This is a genomic window from Arenicella sp. 4NH20-0111, assembly GCF_040366405.1.
Lineage (GTDB): Bacteria > Pseudomonadota > Gammaproteobacteria > Arenicellales > Arenicellaceae > Arenicella.
Map to the genome: position 1 here is coordinate 48,881 of NZ_BAABWF010000003.1, position 22,586 is coordinate 71,466.

Sequence of the window (22,586 nt, forward strand, 5' to 3'; positions counted from 1 at the left end):
TATTGTAATCAACTGATCATCTTTCGGTAAAACTACGCCGTGGTATCCCCTAAAAGAAGCGGGAAGATGATGTTTGGAATGATTGGGCGACTTCTGCGAAGATCGGTTGAGTCTGGAATGCCATTATTGTCATCATCAGCATCAGCCACGTTTGGATCTGTGCCAAATTGAAACTCTTCTAAGTTTGTAAAGCCATCACCATCAGGGTCAGCCTGTTGGTCGAACGAATCAAGAGGATCTAGTCCATTGGCAATCTCAAAGTCATTTGGGATGCGGTCATTATCGCTGTCTTTGTCACACGCGTCGCCAAGAGCGTCGCCATCCAAGTTGGCCTGATTGGTGTTTGCGTCATTGGGGCAGTTGTCTGATGCATCTGGAATTGTATCACCGTCCGTATCCGTAACAACCGGAGGCGTATTGTCTTCCACAGTTAATGTTGCGGAGGCAGTCCCGCTGCTACCAAGTGACGAGCTGAGCGCCCCCGATGTATTGGCGTAGCTTCCAGCCGATGCCGACTGAACATTAATTGATATTGAGCATGTACCAAGTGCAGCCACTGAACCGCCAGAGTAAGATACGCCACCACTCCCCGCAGCAGCGGTGATTGTACCACCCGTGCAAGTAGACATGGCTATTGCCGAAGGGGAGACCACAAGTCCCGATGGAAAACTATCTGTGAAGCTCAATGAGTTGGCTGCGGTCAACGAATCGGTGTTGTCAATGTTAAATCGTAGGACGCTCACTTGATCAATTTCAACCAATGATGGCGTAAACGACTTGGAAAACGAGGGAGTCGGTGCGGCCGTTACGGTGAGTGAGTCGGTGGCAGCTGAAGCAATAACCAAATGACCAGAAGTTAGGGTGCTCGTGGTGTTCGTATAGCTCCCGGGGCTGGCATTGGAAGGAGTCGTAAGATTGATAGAAAAGGTACAACTTGCTCCGGCTGATAAGGTACCACCAGACAAATTCAGAACGTTTGACACGTTGCTTAAGGTTGAGCCGGTCCCACACACATTGTTCGCTGGTAGCGTTGTTGTTACGGTTAGGCCACTTAATCCCGTTGCTAAATTATCGGAAAATGATAGATTTTCGAGCGTGTCGCTAGTACTGCTGTTGGTAATTGTAAAACTTAAGGAAGTGTTGCCACCTGGTTGAGGGTCTGCACCGATAAAACTTTTAGTGAATGTGGCTCCTTTGGCTTGCAATGAATCGCTAGCGGTACCGCTGTTTCCAGAGGACGACGTTAGGTCGCCGGACACACTGGCAAACGTAGCGGCTGTGTTGGCGCTAGTCTCAATCGACAGTGTGCAAGTCGATGTGCCAGAAACGCTGCCCCCGGTGTAAGAAATCGTAGTTGAACCAGCCACAGCCGTGATAGTGCCTCCTGTACATGTCGTTGAGGCGTTTGGTGTGGCGGCTACGATGAGGCCTGCTGGGAGATTGTCAGTAAAATCAAGAGCGGTGGCTGCCACTGAGCTTACGCTATTGTTAATCGTGAATTGCAGTGTAGATGTTCCGCTGACGCTTATCACGTCGGGTGAGAAGACTTTGCTAAATGTAGGAGGCACGGGAGTGATGGTTATGCTATCGGTTGCGCCAGCCTCCACATTTAACGAGTTTTCAGCGAGTTCACTCGTCGTGCTGGTTAGTAATCCAGGAGCGGTTGATGCTGGCACAGCGATTTGGACGCTGAACATGCAGGTTTCTCCTGCACCTAGGTTGCCACTCAATAAAGATACCGTGGAGGTGCCGGTCAAGGACGAACCTGCTCCACAGACATCGTTTAATGGCAGGTTTGTAGCCACTAGGCCTGATGCTAACCCATCTAGGTCATCTGTGAAGGAAAGGCGTATTAACCCACTCGCATCATTATTTGTGATGGCGTAGTCAATCGTAGTGGTGCCACCGGCTACTAAACTCGATGTACCAAAAGCCTTAGTAAAATCAATGTCAAGATTAACTATGTCCAGATCGTCGCTGGCGGCCGACCCGGTGACAGCAAAGCCACCAAGAGAAGCCGTCATTGCACTGGTGCTGCTTGTGTATTGTCCCGTTGCGGCTGCAATAGGAACATCAACAGTGGCGATTATTGTGCATGATGCGCCAGGGGCCAACATCAAAGAAGAAACGGAAAAAGTAGACGTGTTAAATCCGCTGAGCACCGCGCCACCCGTTGTCACGCAGTCTGACGGGGAATCAAGCCCTGAGAGTTGAAGGCCTGTAATAAGGCCTCCTAAGTTATCCGTAAAACTGACCGCCGTGGCCGTTTTATCGGTATCAGGGTTGCTTATTTCGTAAGTGACTAACGCCGAGCCGCCAGCAATGACAGGTGTATTGCTAAACTCTTTGGTTAAAGAAACTCGGTCGTCGGTCTGTACAACTAGGGTGTCTATCGCGGGCCCGGTCGCACCAGGATTCATTCCGATTGTATATGCAAGTGACGTAATCACGTTTTGAAATGTGCCATTAGTGGCCGTTAACGGCACCGTAACTTCAACGTCTATCTGGCAGGATGCTCCGGCGGCTAACGTTCCACTGTTGTAACTGATTTGTGATCCAATTCCAGGATTAGTTGCAATTGTCGGGGTTCCGCCACAAGAATTAGCCAGAACTGGGTCAGTTGCTTCGAGTGAGGCTACCGAAAAAAGGCTGTTGATAAAAGAAAAAGTGGTGGCGGGATTAACGCTGATGTTTTCGACGTTATAACGCAAGGTTAGTGTTTCGCCGGGTAAAACCGGGTTAGTTAAAAATTCAGTAGAGAACAGCATTCCACCGATGTTTAACGTAGCAGACGCTTTGGGTGCTTTAACAGCGCGACTGGCAACGGTTGCCGTTACGTCGCTAGATTCAATGCTAAAGCTACCGCTGGCAGCGGCTGCTGGGATGTTTAGAGTTACCGAAAAGGTGCAGCTTGCTCCGGGTGTCAGTGTACCGCCGGCAAACGTTAACAGAGTATCGCCTGCAGACCCGGTCAACGATGATCCCACACCGCATTGAGGATCTGGGGAAGCTGGTAAGTTGGCAGTAATTCCAGCGAGTGCTGGTGAGAACATTGATAAATCATCAGAAAATGAAATGTTAGTCGCGTCGGTTGGTGAATTGCTCGAGTGATTGAGTGTGTACTCCAACGTTACCGTAGAGCCGGGTGCAACGGGGCTGTCGGTGAAGGTTTTTGTGAGCGCAGGCGCTGACACTAGGTCTAGCGTATCGCTGGCCACAGCGCCAATTCGAGTAGCACCATCTATGGTTGCGGTAGGAACCCCCGTGGTGTTTGTTTTTACTCCCCCTGATAAGTCTGCCGGAACCGTAACTTCAACATCAAATGAACACGAACTATTTGCCGCGATTGTACCGCCACTGAGGAGGATGCCCTGCCTGTCTGTGTCGATAAAGGAAAGCGAAATATTTCCGACTCCACATGCTGTTGTAGGAAGAGATGGTGAGGTTACCGCCACTGGAAACGTAAGAAATCCGGAGAGAGCTGGGCCTTGAGTAAGCTCATCGAGAAAGGTGACATTCGTCGCTGCTGAAGTGGTGCTTGGGTTGGCAATGGTGTACCTGAGGACAACGTTTTCACCCGAGTTTACGATTGGATTGGGTGTTAATGTGCCGGACTCTAGGTATTCGACCGTTAAAATGGGCACAGGTTCAGCATTTAGGCTGTCAGATGATGCATTTCCGATAACAGGCGAGCCGTTGATAGTTCCTGCCACCGTGCTTGTGGTGTTGACATAGATGCCAGGCGTTGTGGTGACCGGTAGACCAAGATTTACTTGTATTTTACACGACCCCTGTGGCGCAACTGTTCCTCCGCTAAAGGTGATTATACCGCTACCAACTCCAGTAACATTGCCGCCGCAATCGTTTGAGAGAAGGCTGTCAAAAGTGAGGCCTAGGATGGAGGGTGTTGTTGTGGTTAAATCATTTGTGAAGCCAACACCAGTGGCAGAAAAGTTACGATTAAAATTATCAATTGTGTACTCTACTGTTGCTAAGTTGCCGGGTGTGACAGGGTCGTTTACAAATGATTGTCGGATTGACAATTCGGTACGCGTCACGTTGAGAGAAGCGCTGGCTTTACCTGAGGAAACAAAATCGGAGAGAAGGTCTGATGTGACACTATCAAGTTGGCCTACGCCTGACGCCGTTACATCGACTGACATTGTGCACGTTCCACCGGCGGGAAGTACTTCAAAGCCTGCGAATATCGTATTGCCGTCAGCATTGAGTACTACGGCACTAGAACCGGGTACCGCGGTGATTGTTGTATCTGGAGCGGTCATGCTAACGCAATCGGTTGATGCGTTGGCTGGATCAGCGACAATCATGCCGGTAGGAAAAGTATCGGTAAAGTCTAAATTACCCACACGCGACGCGTTGAGTGAGTTGTCCATGGTATAGGTCAATGTGCTGCGAGCTCCGAACGGAATCGTGTTCGGGGAAAAACTCTTTGTAAACGCAGGTCGCGTTGTGGCAACGGTAAGGTTATTGACCAAACTCATGCTGTTGCCAGCACTGGAAGACACTGTCACCGCGGGAATAAAGTGTGTGCCAGGGGTCGACGCTGTCACATTAACTTTAATGGTGCAGCTTGATGCAGCGCCTAAGCGATAGTCGGTTACTGAAATTGTGGAACCGCCAGCGTTTGCGACCAAGGTACCACTGGGGCCCGCATCGCAGCTAGAGATGATATTCGCCGGTGAGGCGATTATCATCGGCCCAGGTAGTGTTGGGAGCGCACTAGTATACGAAATGCCCGTGATAGGATTGGAGGAGCTGTTGGAGATGGTAAATGTGAGCGTGCTTACATTGCCAGGCCCAACGTTATTAGGGGAGAATACTTTTGATAGTGTAGCTTGTGCATAGGCAGATTCGGCAGTGACAATGCATAATAAGAAAAACGAGGCCTTAATGAATTTTGACCAAACCCGAGATGATTTACTGGTGTAATAATGCGCCATTGTGTTGTTTTCCATCATTTAATATCGCTTTTGTTGTTATTGCTATTTGTCGTGTGTTTGACAAAGCTTTAGTGGGTTTGGCAACTCAGCCCAGCTAACATCGTGCATTATTTGATGAGCGCTAAACTGCCCCACTTGCATTGCGTTAGATTGCTCTCGACCCGTTAACTTAAAATGAGAAGCAAGAAACTGTGACCACAGCCAGCGACGAGTACCCAACATCGCTTAAAATGTTAACTTCTGTTAACTCTACTACATGTTTGCAGTTAAGGAAATTAGACGAATGAGTTATTCGTCTAATTTCTCTCTTAAAAGAGTCTTGGATGGCCTTGGGGAAGACGCAAAAGATTGTCTTGATGACGTTTACTTGTCCTGGGGGGCATGAATGTGAGTTGATGTACGTATCGGTATGGTTTCAGGAGCTAGGCAAATTTCATCAGTGCACGCCTGAATTTTCAATTGCGCGGACAGAACGCGGCAACCATTTTTATGTGGCTTTACTTGACTGGCGATTAACATGGTTTGGCCTTCATAAACTAATAGCTTCTCTTCCTGGAACCCCAATGAGACTAAGTTTCCATCGGGGTAAGAAATGTTGCTTAACGGAGAGCAGTTGGTTTGTGGCGTTGAAATCAACTTGGTTGGGATTAGGTAGTCGCCCAAGACCTGTGACGCATTGACATGCCACCCGTCACTTATCGCCATCTTTATTTCTAAACCACCTTCTGCATTGGCCTTAGATAAAATAGCGATGTTGCCTTTGGCGGCGTACTGTTTGTGATTAACTTCGCCGCTATTCAATTTGCTGGCTGCAAGTAACATACCGCTTAGGGCCTCTGGATTAGCGAAAAGCTGATTTGAAAAAGCGGCGATGGTTTGATTGGCGGTATTTTTATACAGCACTTTACCCGTCCGGTGATACAGCCTTACCAGTACTTGAGCTGCCATTGAATTTCCAGAAAAGGTGGCATCGTCTCTTGCTGTTACTAATCGTAAAATAGGGACTTTAGCCCCAATTGAGCTACTGATCTTAAACCCACCCGTCTCGCTATCATGGAAATATTCGATCATTTGTTTAGCAACCTCCTTTGATCGCTCAAGCCATACGGTGTCACCGAGTATGTCAAATGCATCGAGAAGTGCATTACTGAAATACGCGTAATCCTCTAGGCTAGCGAGCACACTCGAGCTGTCTTCCGACAAGGTACGTTTTAAGGTTCCAGTATCTTGATAAGATAGCTTCCAAATACGGTCAGCTGCTTTTTTGGCTGCCTGAAGATATTCTTCTTCGGCTGTGACTTGATAGCCAGCTAACAAGGCGCTGATAGCCATTGAATTCCAAGAGGTTATAATTTTAGTATCAGTGTGCGGCGGTTTTCTCGTTGCTCGAGCGGCAGTGAGTTTATCCAAAACTGCAACGGCCTGTTGTCGGTTTAAGACAGAGTTCGAGCCTTCATTGAAGTTGTCAGGATTGCGTTTTATCACGTTGCTACCGGTGAAGTTGCCTTGACGGCTTACGCCAAATACAGCTTCCGCTATTTCGAGTTCATTTTTTGATAAAATGTCCGTAAGTTCAGAGTGACTCCACAAGTAGTAGGCGCCTTCAGTTTTGTTACCGTCAGAATCTTCGCTCTCGGCATCCATTGCCGCGTAAAACCCACCGTGGGGAGATTGCATGGTCTCGAGTAAAAAGGAAAAGGTTTTGCTGGCCGTGTCTTTAAGAGCTTGATTGCCGGTTAGGGCGTAGGCCTCGATGTAAGCTTTGCCCATTTGTGCTTGGTTATAAAGCATTTTCTCAAAATGCGGAATGTTCCAGTTGGAATCAACCGTGTATCGATGAAATCCGCCGCCGACGTGATCATGCAGTCCGCTTGCCGCTAACGTCAACAGTCGGTTTGACACAGTTTGGATTGCCGACTTAGATTGAGTTTTTAGGCCATGATGGAGTAAAAAAAGCATTTCAGGTTCGCGCGGGAAGCCCGGTTTCGAAAGCTCAGACTCAGTTTGAGATAAGCTTGTGTCAATTCTCTTCGCGGCTTCCAATATAATTTGAGCATCGATTGATTCAGCCGCTTTTGACGCCTTATTTATTCCCTTTAGGGCTGTGTTTAGTCTTTCCGCTTGCGCTAGTACTGCATCTTGGCGTTCTCGCCATGTTTGATCAATTTTCGATAGCACGTTTATTAGTGCCTCGGGTTGAAAATACGTGCCACCAAAGAAGGCTTTCCCATCGGGCGTTAATACCGCGGTTAAGGGCCACCCCGCTTTGCCGCTTAGCATTTGAACCGATGTGAGGTACAGTTCATCGATGTCAGGGTATTCTTCTCGATCAACCTTTATTGGAATGAAATTGTCATTAATGAAGTTCGCCGTTTCGATATTATCAAAGCTTTCTCTTGCCATGACGTGGCACCAGTGGCAGGTGGAATAGCCAATAGAGAGAAAAATGGGTTTGTTTAACCTTGCAGCCTCTTTAAATGCGTCTTCCGCCCACGCCCACCAATTGACGGGGTTGTTAGCATGTTGAAGCAGATATAACGAGTTCTGCTTGATCAGGTGGTTTACGAACCTGGCATTTCCATTTTTGTCGACGTGTTTAGTGGAAAGTGTGTAGCTATCTTTTTTGTCATTATAGATTTGTCTCAAGTTTTCTTCAGCGACCGCGTGGGGTATTAAGAGATTGAAACCAAGAAGGCAAATTATGAGAGTTGAAGTTAGTTTCATATAATGATTTAAAATTCTAAATTATGATGACAGACGGTCGTAGACGTCGGCTGTCTTGGAAGCGGTCTGTCTCCAACTGAAGCTTTTGGCTCGCTCGAGACCTAAAGATACATGGTATGAATTTATTTTAGGGTCTTGCAATAGTCTGTTTAGATGGTGGCCGATATCGTCGTGCTCTAAGGCGTTCACCTCTATCGCAGAATTACTTGATATTTCAGCTAATGCACCCTCATTAGAAGTAATGCAAGCGCAGCCGCTTTTCATGGCTTCTAATAGAGGCAGTCCAAAGCCCTCATAAAGTGATGGATAAAGAAATGCCGAAGCACCAGAATACAGTGTGGGTAGATCTAGTTGAGAAACAAAACCGAGGTGGCGGATAACGCCAGCCTCATTTAACTTTGCCAGCTTCTTCTCTAAAGGGGCACTTTTCCAACCAAATGGACCCACCATTGCCAATGGGTACTCGTTTTGCAGGTGAGGGTCGAGCCCCTCGTAAGCGTTGATCACTGATAAAAGGTTTTTCCGAGGTTCCAGTGTGGCCACGCACAAAACGTATTTTTTATAGTAAAGGCTGTGAGCATCCAGCACTTCTGTGCATTCTATTTCTGATCTGGGGCGAAACTGCTTATCAGCCGCTAAGTGAGTTACCGATATTCTGTCGCTCTCGATTGAGTAGTGTTCGATAAGGTCAGATTTCACCGCATTTGATATTGTGATGATTTGTGCATCAGTCTTGCTTAGCTTTTCTAAGTAGGAGTTGAGGTAGTCTACTCTGTGCCTAGGGTGTGTCTGTGGGCACACGATGTTAGAGAGATCGTATACCGTACTGACTGAAGACTTTGTTGTGGAAGTTAGGGCTTGGTTCAATGAATAATTTAGATCGTGATATATCACTGAACGGTCTCTGAGAGAGGCTGTTGCTTTTTCAAACCTAAGATTGTCTAGCGCCCTGTAAAATTGGCGACTGAACGGAATGTTACCAACGATGCTTCGGAGCTTTCTGCTGTTTAGTTTGTCTGTGTTATGAGTAGGAAGACTGACGGACTCCAAATTAGCTAGTTCCTGAAGTAAATGTTGGCCTTCGAGCAGTTTCCCTTGTTTGAATGCAAGCAGTTTTCTTTCTTGCTTTGATGATGATCGTATCAACTCCAAAGAGTAGCGGCCAATGCCAGTGAGCGGGGCTCGGATACCACTTAGTTTGTATAAAACGGGTTTCACTATCTTAAGACGTTTCGTTAACAATTAATTTGGCCAACAAGGCGTTAAGAGCTGAGCCGAATTTCTCAGACGTATAATGTTTGTGATATCGACTCAATCCGTTTTTCCCTAGTTTCTTGGCAAGGCTACTGTCATTGGCAAGTTCATTCATGGCGGTGGCTAATTCGCTGACGTCTCGAGGTGCCACCGTTAGGCCTTCGCGCCTATGGCGTGCAACCGAGGGTACAGTCGAAGGAAGGGCCGTATTAACCACTGGTTTGGCTAGGCGCATTGCTTCAAGTTGCACTAGAGCAAAGGCTTCATTGTGCATGATCGAAGGTACTATCAGTCCAATGGATTCGCTTATAAGCTGCTCCAGCTGGTTATCAGTAGCACCTTTAATAAAGGTGATTCTATCGGAAATTTCGAGTTCTTCTGCTAACAGTTTGTGCTGTTCGTAGAGCGGCCCATCGCCTGCGAGAATCAGAGCTGAATCCGTACTCTTAGTCGCCCGCAATGCTACGTCGATGCCTTTGTAGGAAACGTGGCGTCCGATGAGCAAAAAGTAGCCCTTATTCTTGCTGTGTGTGGTTTGGGTTGCCGGAGGAAGTCCGTAAGGAATGATCTGAACTTTGTTTTGAAACCGCTTTAGAAGCGCGGAGTTATCAATCATATTTTGAGAGGTCACAACGATTACCGCTGCCCTTCTTAGAGTGAGAAATATAAATGGATAGGTAAGCCACTTTAGTTTCTTTTGAGCCACAATGTTTGAATGCCAGTAGACCACTAACGGTGGAAGTTTGATGATGGTGGCTAGCGCGCAGTCAGCTAACGGAAAAGGATAGTGAAGACAAACAGCGTCACTGTTTCTTACTTGATGCCTGATTACTTTAATCAGCGACGGCGCTATTGGCATCGATGCTATCTCCAAATAAGAGCGTGCTCGAGTTACTTGAACGCCATCCATATTTTGCTCAAAGATGGCGCCGTCTTCACCACAGGTAGCGACTTTATGGTGGTAGCTATCAGTGAGCTTTGCGATGGCATGAACTACCTTTTGAATGCCGCCTTTTACCGGAAGGTAGACTTTACAGATGTGTAAGATAGAAGGCTGAGTATTGAGGGGCATATTTATTGATTGTTCAGCCTGGCTGGATCATTTGCTGAAGTAACGTAGAAAAACTTTCGGATGTCGATGCCTAAAGGCTTCACTAAAAAGCCATTTTCTTATGCTTTGGAATTAATATTCACCACATTTTTTGGCGGTTTTTGTGTATTGAAGCCAAGAATATCGCAGGCTTTTTCAATGTTAGTACTGCGTGAAAGCTCTGCATACAACATTTCAGTCACTACGGCATTAAGGTCTCTAGTCGCGCTCCAATCCAATTTAGATTCGGTATGATTGGTGTCACATAGAGTTTGGTTGATATCTAGCGGTCGAGTCAGAAACTTTTTCGAAACCAGGTGGTCCTGATAGCGTAAGCCCACCCTTGAAAAAGTTATATCCAAAAAGTCTTTCAGTCTGTGTGAAGTCCCGGTGGCAATGATGTAGTCGTCTGGTTGATCTTGTTGGAGGGTGAGTCTGGCTGCATTCATGAAATCTTCGGCCGCTCCCCAATCACGTGTAATACCCACATTTCCTAGTTCAATCGTGTCTGCATTGCCAAGCGCTATTTCACACGCAGTATTTACGATCTTTGATGTGACATAATTTCGTGGACGCAGTTGAGACTCAAAATTAGAAAGAATGCCGGTACAAGCGAATAGGCCATATGCTTCACGATATATTCTTGTTTGTTGTTGAGCACAACTTTTACCAATGCCATACGGGCTTTGTGGGTTATGGGCAGTTTTCTCCGTAGCCTTCTTTTTACAGTTGCCAAACACTTCGGTTGAGCTGGCAATAAAGCATGGAATGTTTTTGTCGATTTTACGAATGGCTTCAAGCACGTTTACTGTTGTTAAAGCAATGCTGTAGATTGTGTCAGCTGGCTCAATAAACGATCGTGCTACTGACGATGGCGCAGCCAAATGATAGATTTCATCCGGCCTTAGCTGGTCGATTAAGTCAACTACTTGCTGGTCATTTTGGAGATCTATGGCGCGCAAGACTACTCGGTCAATGATTCCCAGTTCTACTAAGTTTTGCGCGCCACCCGCGTTAACTGTGCGAGCAGTACCAACGACATGATAGCCGTTTTCAAGTAATGATTTGGCGAGGTAAGAGCCGCCTTGACCAGATATTCCAGTAATTAATGCCGTTTTCAACTGTTATGAACTCGCTATATGCAATTTGTGCTTACTATGCCAATTTCGCACAAAGAATGCGAGATGCATTAATCGATTTTAGTTTGAATAGTTTATGTTAGCCTCTGGTTCTGGTGACTGGATTCGTTTAACGATTAATGCGTGTGGTGAGCAATAAATAGGGTGTCGTTCTGGTTTTGGAAAAGTACAATCCGGTTCTAAATACACATTCTTGATGCTGTGTATGGTGTGTATCGGCTGGATACACTGATGTCTTAACATCGAGCCGGCATTTTGCTGGCTATTTTGAAACCTACACGTGACATAAATTTTGAGAAAGACAGTGAATAATAGAAATCAGTTAGCGTTAGCAGTAGAAGATTTTAAGCGAGGTTTTAAGGATAAAGGGGTTTGGCTTGCACTTGGCTGGAACGACGTTCAAGGCCGTTATAACAGGTCGAAGTTAGGTGTGTTTTGGGCTAGTTTGAGTATTTTGATATTTGTCTGTTCTCTAGGGCCTATTTATTCGAGGCTATTCAATGTGAGTTCACCCGATTACGTCTTATACCTTATGCTCGGTCTAATCGTTTGGAACTACATGCATGGGATTATTCTTGAAAGTGGTCGTGAGTACGTCAATTCGGTAAACTACATCGTTTCGTTTCAGTTGAGTTACTTTACTCTATTATTAAGGGTGGTTTGGCGAAACTTGGTTGTCCTTGGGTACCAAATGTTGGTGTTCTTGGGATTGTCAATTCTACTGGGCAAGACATGGTATCTCTCTTGGATAATAATTCCAGTTTCACTACTGATCATTACGGTGAATGCTTTATGGATGGGAGTGCTTGTGAGTGTGATGGCCACTCGATTTAGGGACCTAGGTGAATTGCTTAACAATATATTTAGATTAGTGTTTTTTGTGACGCCGATAATGTGGATGCCCGAAATAAGATCGGATCTGGAAATCGTTGCTCAATTGAATCCTTTTTACCACTTGATTGAAATATATAGAGGAGCTCTTTTGAGTGGCTCCATTGAGATGACTAGTTGGATTATTTCTTTACTATTAGCCTTCGCTGGTTGGGTGGTCGCGTTCCCAGTGTTTGCTGTTTTTCGTTCACGCATAGCGTTTTGGATATAGGGGATTCAAATGTCGAAACTTGAGTTGAGGCACGTGTGTTTGGACTACCCGGTTTATGATTCTCAAAGTCGGTCTTTGAGAAGGTCAATCACACAACGGCTGCCTGTTGGAGGCCGAATTAGAAGAGAGAAAGGTCGCAGAACCTCAATTCTTGCATTGGACGATGTTAGCCTTTCATTTGATCAGGGCGATCGAGTTGCGTTGTTCGGGCATAACGGTGCGGGAAAAACATCGTTATTAAAGGTTTTGGCTGGGTTCTATGAGCCAACGGCTGGGAGCATGGTTCGCGAAGGCCGGGTGTCTGCGTTACTTAATTTGATGTCGGGTATGGATGTCAATCTAAATGGCTATGAGAATATCCTGCTGTGTGGAATGCTTTACGGGCTAAGTCGAAAGGAAGCGCTTGCAAGAACTGATGATATCGCTGAATTTAGCGAGTTAGGTGATTACTTAAGCATGCCCGTTCGATTGTTATCCTCTGGGATGATTTTGCGATTGGCTTTTTCTATCTGCACGAGCATAGATTGCGATATTCTGTTGCTCGATGAATGGGTAGGCGCAGGTGATCAAGCGTTTATAGAAAAAACTAAAATTCGCTTATCTGAGTTGGTTTTCAGGTCTTCGATTTTGATTTTTGCCACTCATAGTCCGTTGGTTGCAAAGCAGTTATGTAACAAAGCTATCTATCTAGAACATGGGTGTGTCTCTCTGGTTGGAGATATTGATGAAGTGATAGATCGGTATCAGACTCCGGTTGCTTGATAAAAGAAATAGTTAATATGAATGATGAAGAATTAGTGCGCTCGAATCGATCAATAATCCTCGTTGCGGGGATGCACCGAAGCGGTACTTCTGCAGTGACAAGATTCCTAAATCTTTACGGTGCATCTCTACCCAAGAACCTGTTAAAACCCGTGAAAAACGATAATGATTTGGGATTCTGGGAGTCCCAAGTATTGATGGAATTTCACGATGAGGTATTAAACTCCATTGGCTGCACTTGGGATAGTGTGTCGCCGATTCCTGACGATTGGTTTCGCTCAAGCGACGCCCAAACTTATCAAAATCGGCTTTGCGAATTGATTGAAAGTCAATTCGGTGATTTTAAGGTTGGCTTAGTTAAGGATCCGAGAATATGTAAATTGGTACCGCTATGGGAAGCAGCACTAAAAGAGATGGGCATCGATTCGCATTATATAATTAGTTTGCGAAACCCATCTGAAATTGCACAATCTCTATTTCGTAGAAATGGCATAGAGTTGAATTATGCATTAGCTCTGTGGTTCGTACACCTTCGAATGCTGGAAATGCATACCCGTGAATTACCAAGAGTTTTTGTTAGATTTGAGGATCTACTAAAAGACAGTCAGTCGCTCTCCTTACAGTTGAGTAAGACCCTAAATGTGCAATTAAATTGGGGGGATAATGATATTAAAATTGAAGTAGAGAAATTTCTTGATCAGAGCCTCCGGCGTCAAGAGGTCAGTCAGCGAGAGTTTTTAGAGAATACAAATATCCCTGATGTAGTAAAGTATTTTTATTCATGGCTAGAGCGGAGCGCAGAAGATCGACGAACCGCAGCCACTGAAACTGAAGAGCTAGGATTAGAGATAGAGCTCGATAAGTTTGCGACTACGGATTTCGTGAAATTTCTACGTGATTCTGAGGCTATAGCTAAAAAAATGGGCGAAGCGCGTTTAGATTTAGATCGTGCAGAAATGAGTGTAAAAGAAGAGTTGGCACTCAGAGTGGGTGCTGAACGAAAAATATTAAAGTTCAGTGAAGAAATAAGATCTAAAGACGTTGAATTCAGTCTTAAAGAGGCGCGTTTCAATGAAGCATTAGACGCTCAAGTTAAAGAGGTTCAAACACTAACGAGTGAGAATGACAGTAAAGGCCTAGTCATTGAAGAACAGTCCTGGTTGATCGCAGAGAAGGACAAAAGAGTCACCGAGTTATCGGATGAGTTAAGTCAGCGTTTAGAATTGGAAAGAAAGGTTATAGAGGAGACTAAAGCCGCATACGAACTTAAGATGAGCGAAGTTTGGCAGGAAGCCGATCAGCGCGTGCGAGACGTTTCTTTGGACAATGTTCGGCTTGCAAAAAGAGCGCATGACTTGAAATTTGCCTTAGATGGTGTATTTGGGTCTTCTGCTTGGAAAGTTGGCGCATTTTTATATAGGGTCGCAAAAAAAATTCGATTATCTTTTGTTGGGAAAGGTTTGTTGTTCTTAAAGGCAGTATTGACATTTAACCTTAGAAACTACATTCGGATGCGCAATCGTTTGAAAATTGTAAGAGAATCCGGACTTTTTGATGCGGAGTACTATCTTCGACTTTATCCATTGATAGAGCATTCTCTTCGGTCACCGCTGGAGCACTATGTTGGGCATGGCGAAAGAGAAGGGCGAATGCCGAATGCGTTTTTTAATCCATCTTTCTACGCTCAACAATTAGGAAGTGTTGAAAATGAATGGCATTCTCTGCTCGTGCATTACATAAAAGAAGGGTCTAGAAAAGGCCTCAATCCAAGCGCCGATTTTTCTACTGAAATGTACCGCAAGAAATTTCGGTTAGATGAAGATGAAAACCCATTAGGTCATTACCTTCGTTACGGTGATGCTTCTGATGTTGGCTCGTTAAACGATGGTTTTGAGTCTGAAGACTCAGCTTCAGTACGTGTTAGCACGCCTTTACAATTAGAAATAGAGTGTGTTTTTGACGAAATTTGTGAATTGACGTTATCTGAAAAATTACAGTCCTTGAATTTCAAGCAAGACACACTTGATCCTAAAATTAGTATTATCATTCCATTTTTCAATAAGCTTGAATTCACGGTGGATTGCCTCTATGCCTTGAATGCTCAAGAATTTAATGATTACGAAGTGTTATTAGTGGATGACGCTTCTACAGATAAAGAGGTCAATAGACTATCCGAAGTTCCTGGCATTAAGCTAATCCGAAATCCCAAAAATTTAGGCTATCTAAAATCATGTAATAAAGCGGCTAAGGAAGCTGAAGGTCAATTTTTACTGCAACTTAATAATGACACTTTACCGTTGGATGGTTGGCTTAAGAGCCTGCTTGAAACATTTGAGCAGCATGAAGATGCAGGGATTGCCGGCTCTCTAATGTTAGATCGGGATGGGAAAGTCCAAGAGGCTGGAGGGTTAATATTCAACGACGCGTCAGGTTACAATTATGGCCGGGGGCAATATCCTTCTAAGGCCTGTTTTAATTACGCTAGAGATACTGACTATTGTTCTGGAGCTTCAATTTTAATTCGAGCGGATTTATGGAAGAAGGTTCGAGGTTATGATGAACGATATGCCCCTGCGTATTATGAAGACGCTGATATTGCCATGTCTGCAAAGCAACTTGGCTATAGAGTAATTTACAATCCCTTTTCTAGAATAGTTCACCACGAAGGTGTTTCTTCTGGAAACAGTGTTAGCAGTGGTGTAAAGAAACATCAAGGCATCAATAAGGATAAGTTTTATCAAAAGTGGCAAAACCAGTTAGATTTGCGGCCTAGCATCCCTTCACACGAGAGTGTGGATCAATATGTACGAAGTCAAGTTAGCAAGGGCTGGATACTATGGGTTGATTCCAACACACCGACACCGGATAAAGATGCTGGTTCCATAGAAACAGTGCATTTCTTTGAGCAAGCACTGGCGGACGGCTGGGGCGTTTCATTTGTTCCATGGGATGCCTTTAGAGATGAAGGACGTTATACAAAATCGCTACAAAGTATGGGAGTGGAGTGTTTGTATGATGGGCTCGCTCCAGCTCGAACAGCTATGGAGTCATTGCAACACCTTCCGCATTCTTACGATATTGTCGTCTTGTCACGTGCAACAGTAGCATTGCAATCCTATCCTGTTGTTAAGGCATGTTTTCCTAAAGCCAAAGTTATTTTTAATACTGTTGATTTGCACTTTCTTCGTTATGAACGTGAGCTAGAGCTATTAAAAAGATATCCGGCTTATAAAATGCCAGCTAGAAGCCAAAAAATATCTAAGGACGAAGAATTGTCGCTGGTTCAAAGGTGTGACGCTACCATTGTTGTAAGCGAGGTAGAAGCGAAAATAATCGAGTCTGAAGTTCAAGACAGTAATGTCGCAGTGATTCCTTTATTTGGAGACGTCGTCGGTCGAATCAATGATTATAATAAGCGCCTTAACGTTGGTTTTATTGGTGGTTTTCAGCACCCGCCCAACGTCGATGCGGTTAAATATTTTGCGAAAGAGGTTTGGCCGTTAGTTTCTCAGAGGTTGAAGGGTTGTAAATTTATTATCGCTGGCTCAAATGTCAGTGAAGAGGTTGCTGACTTGGCGAGTGACAGCATTGAGATCAGAGGCTTTGTTCCCACGGTTCAGGAGCTTTTGGAGGAAGTCAAACTAATGGTAGCGCCTCTTCGCTACGGCGCAGGTATTAAGGGGAAAATTGTTTCGGGCTTATGTCATGGGGTACCGCAGGTGGTTTCTCTTGAAGCATCCGAGGGCATGGGGTTAATCGATAAGCAAGATCTATTGATAGCCAATAGTGCTGAAGAGTTCTCGGATAAAATAGTGGAACTCTATGAGACGGAAGCGGCCTGGAATAAGATGTCCGATGCTGGAGTGGCTGCCGCTGAAAGGCTTTATTCAAAGAAAGTACTTAGTGTGAAGATTTCGGAGCTCTTGAACAAGCTTAAGCCCAACCTTGATCATGATCTTTGAAAGACTATTGTTAACAGTTTTGATGGCGCTGGGTTAGATGATGGGGTCTGCGCCACCTACGATGAGCGGCTATCGAGCGGATATAGATGGATTGCGTGCCGTCGCCGTTTTATCTGTGCTTTTATATCATTTAGAGGTAGGTGCAATAAGTGGTGGATACGTAGGGGTTGATATCTTCTTCGTCATTAGTGGTTTTTTAATAAGTCGGCTGCTTCTACAAGAGCATGTCAAATGTGGGACAATAGATTTTGGACAATTCTATTTAAGGAGAATTAACCGCATTGTTCCAGCGTTACTTTTTACGCTTTCTATCAGTTCTATCGCTGCTATTAGTCTGTTTACGCCCAATCGACTTCTAGAGTTTGGGCAGTCACTGTTGCATGCGACTCTGTCTGTTTCAAACGTTTTGTTTTTTAGTCAGAGCGGCTATTTTGATAGTAGTGCCGAGCTAAAACCGTTGTTGCACACATGGTCCTTGGGCGTTGAGGAGCAGTTTTACTTAATTTGGCCTTTAGTCGTCAGTATATTACTTGTTCGAAAGGGGCTTTTCGCCATTGGAGTTTTTGCGATTACCGTATTGAGCTTCTGCTTAGCATCCATCTTCGTTGATACCCACGCGTCCGCCGTTTTCTACTTAATGCCTTTCAGGGTGTTCGAATTTGGTATTGGTGCGGCATTGTTGTTCCTAAGACCAGCCGAAGCAAGTAAACAAATATATCTGAACTGTCTTTTAGTGGCTGGGGTCTGCTTGATAGTTTTTTCAGTTACATGGTTTGATAATACGAGTCAATTTCCTGGTGTTAATGCATTGATACCGTGTTTGGGCGCCGCCTTATGCATTTACTCCTCTGAAAATGCGCTGTTCGGATCATTTTTGAGAAGTAGGGTATTAGTTGGAATCGGTGCAATTAGCTATTCGCTCTATTTAATCCATTGGCCGTTAATTGTTTTCTATAAATATTATTTAGAAAAACAGCAGTTATTAGGCATTGATGTGGTCGTGCTGGCTTTGGCAGCCTTGTTACTGGCTGTTGTCATGTATCGATATATCGAACAGCCTTTTCGCAATGGCCAATTAAAACCTTATCATAGGTACACCACTTTGATTTTGGCCTCCTTTGTATTGTGTTACATCGGAGCGTCAATTTGGGGGACGAGTGGTTGGTCATGGCGTGCTTGGAGCACTGGGGTGTATTCTGCACAGGAAGTTAAACAGGCTAAAGCCAAACGGTTTGCCGTTAGACAGAAAATATGCAGTGAAAAAGGGTGGACGGAGTGTGACAATCCTGTGGCTGGAAAAATCAGCGCGCTTGTTATTGGCGACAGTCAGTCGGTTGATGCACTGAATGCGATGCACCGAGTATTACCTCTGCATGATTTTTCAATGTCTGAGTTGGGGGGGTGCCCTCCTTATGCTGACGTGCGCTCCCTCTTTCCAAAGAACCACCTTAATTTAAATAAGTGTGTTTCGCTAAACAAGATAAGGCATGATGTGGCCTATCTAGAGAAATATGATTACTTGGTGATTAACGCACTTTATAGATCATATACTTTAGATCACTTGGCTAGCTACTTGTCGTTTTTACATCAATCAGGAATAGAACACGTGGTGGTTGTTGGCGGATACGCTACCCTCAAAGAAGAAATGAGCGAGCTATTGAACAGATATGGAAGAGCTGGTTTTGATCCAAATTCTTATCTAGAAGAGAATGCTTATGAAGATCAACAGTATCGGAAGCTAGTTGAGAGTTACGGATTCTTTTATTTGAGTGCAAAAAATGCGTTTTGCTCTGATGGCGATTGCAGATATTTTAGTGAAAACGGGACTCCTTTCACATTTGATAAACATCACTTGAGTTTTGAGTTTGGTTCTGAGCTAGCAGTAAACGATGCTCGAGGCTTGCAAGATTATCTAGCGCCCCTTAATTCATCGAGGCGAAAGAGTGCAAGTATCGATATTGTTGAGTGGGGGCCGAAAAGTACATACTTGAATACTAATCCTAATGCGCTGCCGGACGGGAGCATGGGAATATGGATTAAGGTTCACTCGGATCAGGCGCTCGATGATGTAATCGTGAATTTTGATGGCAAGGCAGCGCTTATAACTCATTCCGAACCAGGGTTAATCACGGCTGCAGTATCGATGGAGCAAGTATCCACCATTGGTGCGATCGCAGTTACGATAGTACGTCAGGATGATGGTAAACCGATAGGTGTTGGTGAGTTTACCGTTTTAAGCAAATGATGTGGAAATAGGTCTTTTAAGTGCTATTGGGTTTGTCGGTGAAGTAAGGCGGTTTTTAAAATGAACGTTCTTACATTTTCGCTTTCCGAATGACTAAATGGCGTATTCGAGCAACTTCAACAGTTGCACGTTCTATTCTCTCTCGTGTTTTCTCGTCTGACCATAAGTCGTCTAGCACCAGATACTTCGCATCATAGTCTGAAAGCAACTGGGAAACTTGCTGGCTGTTTTTAGCCGCATTCATTCTTGATTGAAAGACATGATTATACCAACTAGGGTAGAGCGCGTCCGCTTTCAGTCCTGCCGCTCCAGAGCTGTTGGTGAATAATGCTACTGGTTTATTCGCGCTATTTAGCCTATTTATCTCGGAAACCGCGGTGCGTAGAGGAGACCTTAATTCGACGAATGCTTTTCGTTGTTTTTCATCGATTAATAACTCAATGGGCATGTTTCGATAGGTCCATCCAGCTGAACAGAAAAACACGAGGTTAAGCCCGATAGTCAGACTCAAAAGAGTTACGATTAAAGGGGTGGGTGTAGATAGGTCCGGGTGTGCTTTTGAAGAGCATAAGCCAGCCGATATTACGGCTGCAAAAAGAGCGAATAGTGGGAATATGTATCTCAAATAGGATTGTGATACGAAAACCGCCATAATGGATAAGATACAAACACCTAAAACGGCCAATTGCTTATGGTTCCGCCGGAGCAATATTGCATAGAGTGCTATGGGGAATAACGTTATCCATTGATACCCTGATGCACCGGTTGTTCCTTCGATGTACTTGCTGGAATCAAACACTATTTTGTAGAACGTCTCCCATTGTACTCCTGAGTTGTATATGGGGTTATTGAAATTCCATTCCAGGAAAAAAGGAGATTTAAAAAGTTCATTGTAAAATGGGAAAACTGGATTGCCTGAAATAGCCCAAGCTGTCACGTAAGGCACGCAAGCTAATAAAAAGAATAGCAGAGCAGCTAAGCCAATGTGTTGTACTGAAAGTTGCAGTCGTCGGGTAATCATGAGTAGCAGAATCAAACAACCTGCTATGGGTAAGATGACTAAGGTGACGGCTTTGGTAGCACATGCGCAGCCCCAGAAAAATGCTGAATGAAGTAAATAGTTAGACGAACGTTCTTGCCCTTGGTCGGCATCGGCCATTTTAAATACAGACAGGAAGCCTGCTATTACAAAAGTACTCCATATTGAATCGATATACAGGGAGTTTGATTCAGCAAATGAGAGTGGCGTGGAGAGCAAAATTAATACTGAAATATCAGAAAAGACTTTGCTTGCACCTAACCATTGAGCCGTTTCTCGAGTTAGCCAAGCGAGTAAAAAGAGAAACAAAAGGTTAAGTAGTCTTGTCCCACTTTCACCGCCAACCACATAGGATATAGAATATAGCCAGTCCCCAAGCATTGGCATTAGTGCCCATACATACGTTGTAGGGTCGTAGCCCCATTGTTGGCTCCAGGCTACTTGAGTGGGTACGAAGAGGTGTACTGCTAACGCATCGAACCCTAGTTCAGGCAACAATGCGCCAGCAAGGTGCATTAGGGCAATCGCTGCAGTTAAGGCCGCAATAACGTTAGGTGATCGGTTATTCGCTCTAGTTAACAGGTATTTGTGCAGAGGTTTTTTAATTTCCTTAATGTCAATTCCGCAATATAAGAGCGCTGCGATTGGTGCCGCTAACAAGAACATGTAAAACCAAAAATAATTGATTGGAAAGTGAGCGAAAATTCCGATGATTGTGCCCAGAAACCCTATTCCAATCAAAATTAGATGAATGACGCTATTTGATTTTCTTAAACTTACAAGAGTGCCAATAGAAATAGCGGCCAAGAAAATTAGCGCCACGGTGAAAAGGGCACTTGTATTACTTGTAATTATTAAGGCAGATATCGAAAAAATAACGAAAGTTTGTAACTCAGTGAACTTAAGTGCAGCCCTCATAACTACAAATACTGCGGTTGCCCCCAACACATAGCTCGCAAAATCAACGAAATCTTTGCGCGTCACCCATGGGAGTGCTTCTGACCAATTTTGCTTTTCGAACCCTATGTAGATGAGATAAAGGCTAAGAGAGGCGAAAAGCCAATAAGGTGCTAATAGAGTGGGTGAGAGAATTTTCTTCATGTTGCTACCGTACAGGGGATGAAAAGACCCAATATCGACGAATTATGAACGAAGGAATGGAGGCGATAAACGCGGCTGAAATGAACCCCAATTGTGTTCCCCATGGAGCGCCCAATAGAACATCAATTAATAATCGGCAGATGGGAGATAGTGCCGTAACCAAAGCTAATATAGCAATGTCGGCGACAATAAATCGTTTTACTTGGCCAGCCTCATTAAAGATGAACTTGCTTTGAATCAAAAAATTCAAGCCAATTATTGGAATCAGTGTTAAAACGCTTGCTAGTGCGTAGTAGTGCCCCGAACCTTGAGGCATTACCCGGTATAAAAACTGTTGCAATAACCAGGCTATGATTGAGATAGCGATTCCATTCAAGAAAAATTTAGCGTATTGCTTTATCAATTTTTTCGTCGAATCACGGTTATTCGATGTAACGACCAAAATTTGGCAAACGGGCTTGCAAGGGATTCAATCCATTTGAGCGGGCGTTCAGACATTGAAGGAAGAAGTTGGCGAAAATTCAAGCCCCCAGAAAACAGATATCGAAATGAGTTAAGACAATAGGTTTGACTGACAATTTCCAAATGATCGCCAAACAGCTGCTCGAACCTTTCTCTGTCTCTACTGAATACAATATGCGCCTTAGCTTGATTCGCTCCTGCCATTGGGCCGTTAATCTCATCGGTATTCCAACCTAAAGCGTTAATGTCAAAATGCTCATCGCTGTGAAGGTGACGATGTAGGTGTTTTGATAAAAAGCCGTTATGAGGTTCTACGAGAATGCAGCCACCATTTGCATGCAGGACTCGTACAATCTCATGAAGAAACTCCTCAGGCGCGGGGAGATGATGAAAAACATTAATAGCAAATATGCAACCAACCGATTGATTTTCGAAGGGCATATTCTGCGCGTCTAATTCCAAGTCTAATATTGGGGATTTTCTGACGTCAGAGGTTAGTACGTTGGGGCGTTTATCTTTAAAGAAACCAGCACCGCTCCCAAGTTCAATTTCGGTGGCGTTTGTAGAGATATGTTGATCGGCTTGAGAAGACATATCTTCATAAAACGTATTGAATGCTGATCGGAGAAGCGTCTTACTTTTTAGAATCTCAATATGCTTTGTCAATAATTCATCGTCATTTACATCGACGTTTTCTAGCGTAGGTTCGAGTAGCCAATTTCGTAGCTTTTGTATAAACATACTG

Annotated in this window: 12 protein-coding genes; 4 read left to right on the forward strand and 8 right to left on the reverse strand. The window is 44.5% G+C overall.

The genetic code is table 11. The features are described 5' to 3' along the window. Positions 1–32: 32 nt before the first annotated feature. The 5 genes from ABWW54_RS07710 to ABWW54_RS07730 form a co-directional block, all read right to left on the reverse strand. Entirely contained in the window at positions 33–4,979 is a 4,947-nt protein-coding gene (locus ABWW54_RS07710) for a beta strand repeat-containing protein (protein ID WP_353411661.1), read from the reverse strand. Positions 4,980–5,324: 345 nt separating this feature from the next. Beyond that, positions 5,325–7,685 carry a thioredoxin domain-containing protein gene (locus tag ABWW54_RS07715; protein WP_353411662.1) on the reverse strand — a complete coding sequence of 787 codons (2,361 nt, stop codon included), beginning with the start codon at positions 7,683–7,685 and terminating at the stop codon, positions 5,325–5,327. A gap of 21 nt (positions 7,686–7,706) precedes the next feature. Next, a complete protein-coding gene (locus ABWW54_RS07720; protein ID WP_353411663.1) occupies positions 7,707–8,903 on the reverse strand; it encodes a glycosyltransferase family 4 protein in 1,197 nt (398 codons plus the stop codon). 4 nt (positions 8,904–8,907) lie between these two features. After that, positions 8,908–10,011 carry a glycosyltransferase gene (locus ABWW54_RS07725; protein ID WP_353411664.1) on the reverse strand — a complete coding sequence of 368 codons (1,104 nt, stop codon included), beginning with the start codon at positions 10,009–10,011 and terminating at the stop codon, positions 8,908–8,910. Positions 10,012–10,109: 98 nt separating this feature from the next. Further along, complete coding sequence (locus ABWW54_RS07730) at positions 10,110–11,150, reverse strand: GDP-mannose 4,6-dehydratase (protein ID WP_353411665.1); 1,041 nt, start codon at positions 11,148–11,150, stop codon at positions 10,110–10,112. A gap of 322 nt (positions 11,151–11,472) precedes the next feature. On the opposite strand from ABWW54_RS07730, the gene ABWW54_RS07735 reads away from it, so the two are divergent. The 4 genes from ABWW54_RS07735 to ABWW54_RS07750 are packed head-to-tail and all read left to right on the forward strand — an operon-like array spanning position 11,473 to position 19,239. After that, positions 11,473–12,270 carry an ABC transporter permease gene (locus ABWW54_RS07735; protein WP_353411666.1) on the forward strand — a complete coding sequence of 266 codons (798 nt, stop codon included), beginning with the start codon at positions 11,473–11,475 and terminating at the stop codon, positions 12,268–12,270. Between the two features lie 9 nt (positions 12,271–12,279). After that, the gene (locus tag ABWW54_RS07740) at positions 12,280–13,032 is read left to right on the forward strand and encodes an ABC transporter ATP-binding protein (protein WP_353411667.1); all 753 of its coding nucleotides are present in this window, start codon (positions 12,280–12,282) and stop codon (positions 13,030–13,032) included. Between the two features lie 17 nt (positions 13,033–13,049). Continuing rightward, complete coding sequence (locus tag ABWW54_RS07745; RefSeq protein WP_353411668.1) at positions 13,050–16,994, forward strand: glycosyltransferase; 3,945 nt, start codon at positions 13,050–13,052, stop codon at positions 16,992–16,994. Between the two features lie 37 nt (positions 16,995–17,031). Beyond that, entirely contained in the window at positions 17,032–19,239 is a 2,208-nt protein-coding gene (locus ABWW54_RS07750; RefSeq protein ID WP_353411669.1) for an acyltransferase family protein, read from the forward strand. Positions 19,240–19,309: 70 nt separating this feature from the next. On the opposite strand, the gene ABWW54_RS07755 is transcribed toward ABWW54_RS07750, so the two are convergent. From ABWW54_RS07755 to ABWW54_RS07765, 3 genes are read right to left on the reverse strand one after another with little or no spacing between them, the layout of a single operon-like run. Further along, positions 19,310–21,379, reverse strand: coding sequence for a phospholipid carrier-dependent glycosyltransferase (locus ABWW54_RS07755; protein WP_353411670.1), 2,070 nt, complete (start codon positions 21,377–21,379; stop codon positions 19,310–19,312). A 4-nt stretch (positions 21,380–21,383) separates the two neighbouring features. After that, on the reverse strand, positions 21,384–21,782 hold the full coding sequence (locus tag ABWW54_RS07760; RefSeq protein WP_353411671.1) for a hypothetical protein: 399 nt from the start codon (positions 21,780–21,782) through the stop codon (positions 21,384–21,386). Next, complete coding sequence (locus tag ABWW54_RS07765) at positions 21,779–22,582, reverse strand: class I SAM-dependent methyltransferase (protein WP_353411672.1); 804 nt, start codon at positions 22,580–22,582, stop codon at positions 21,779–21,781. Before ABWW54_RS07765 ends, ABWW54_RS07760 begins: the two co-directional genes overlap by 4 nt. Positions 22,583–22,586: the final 4 nt, after the last annotated feature.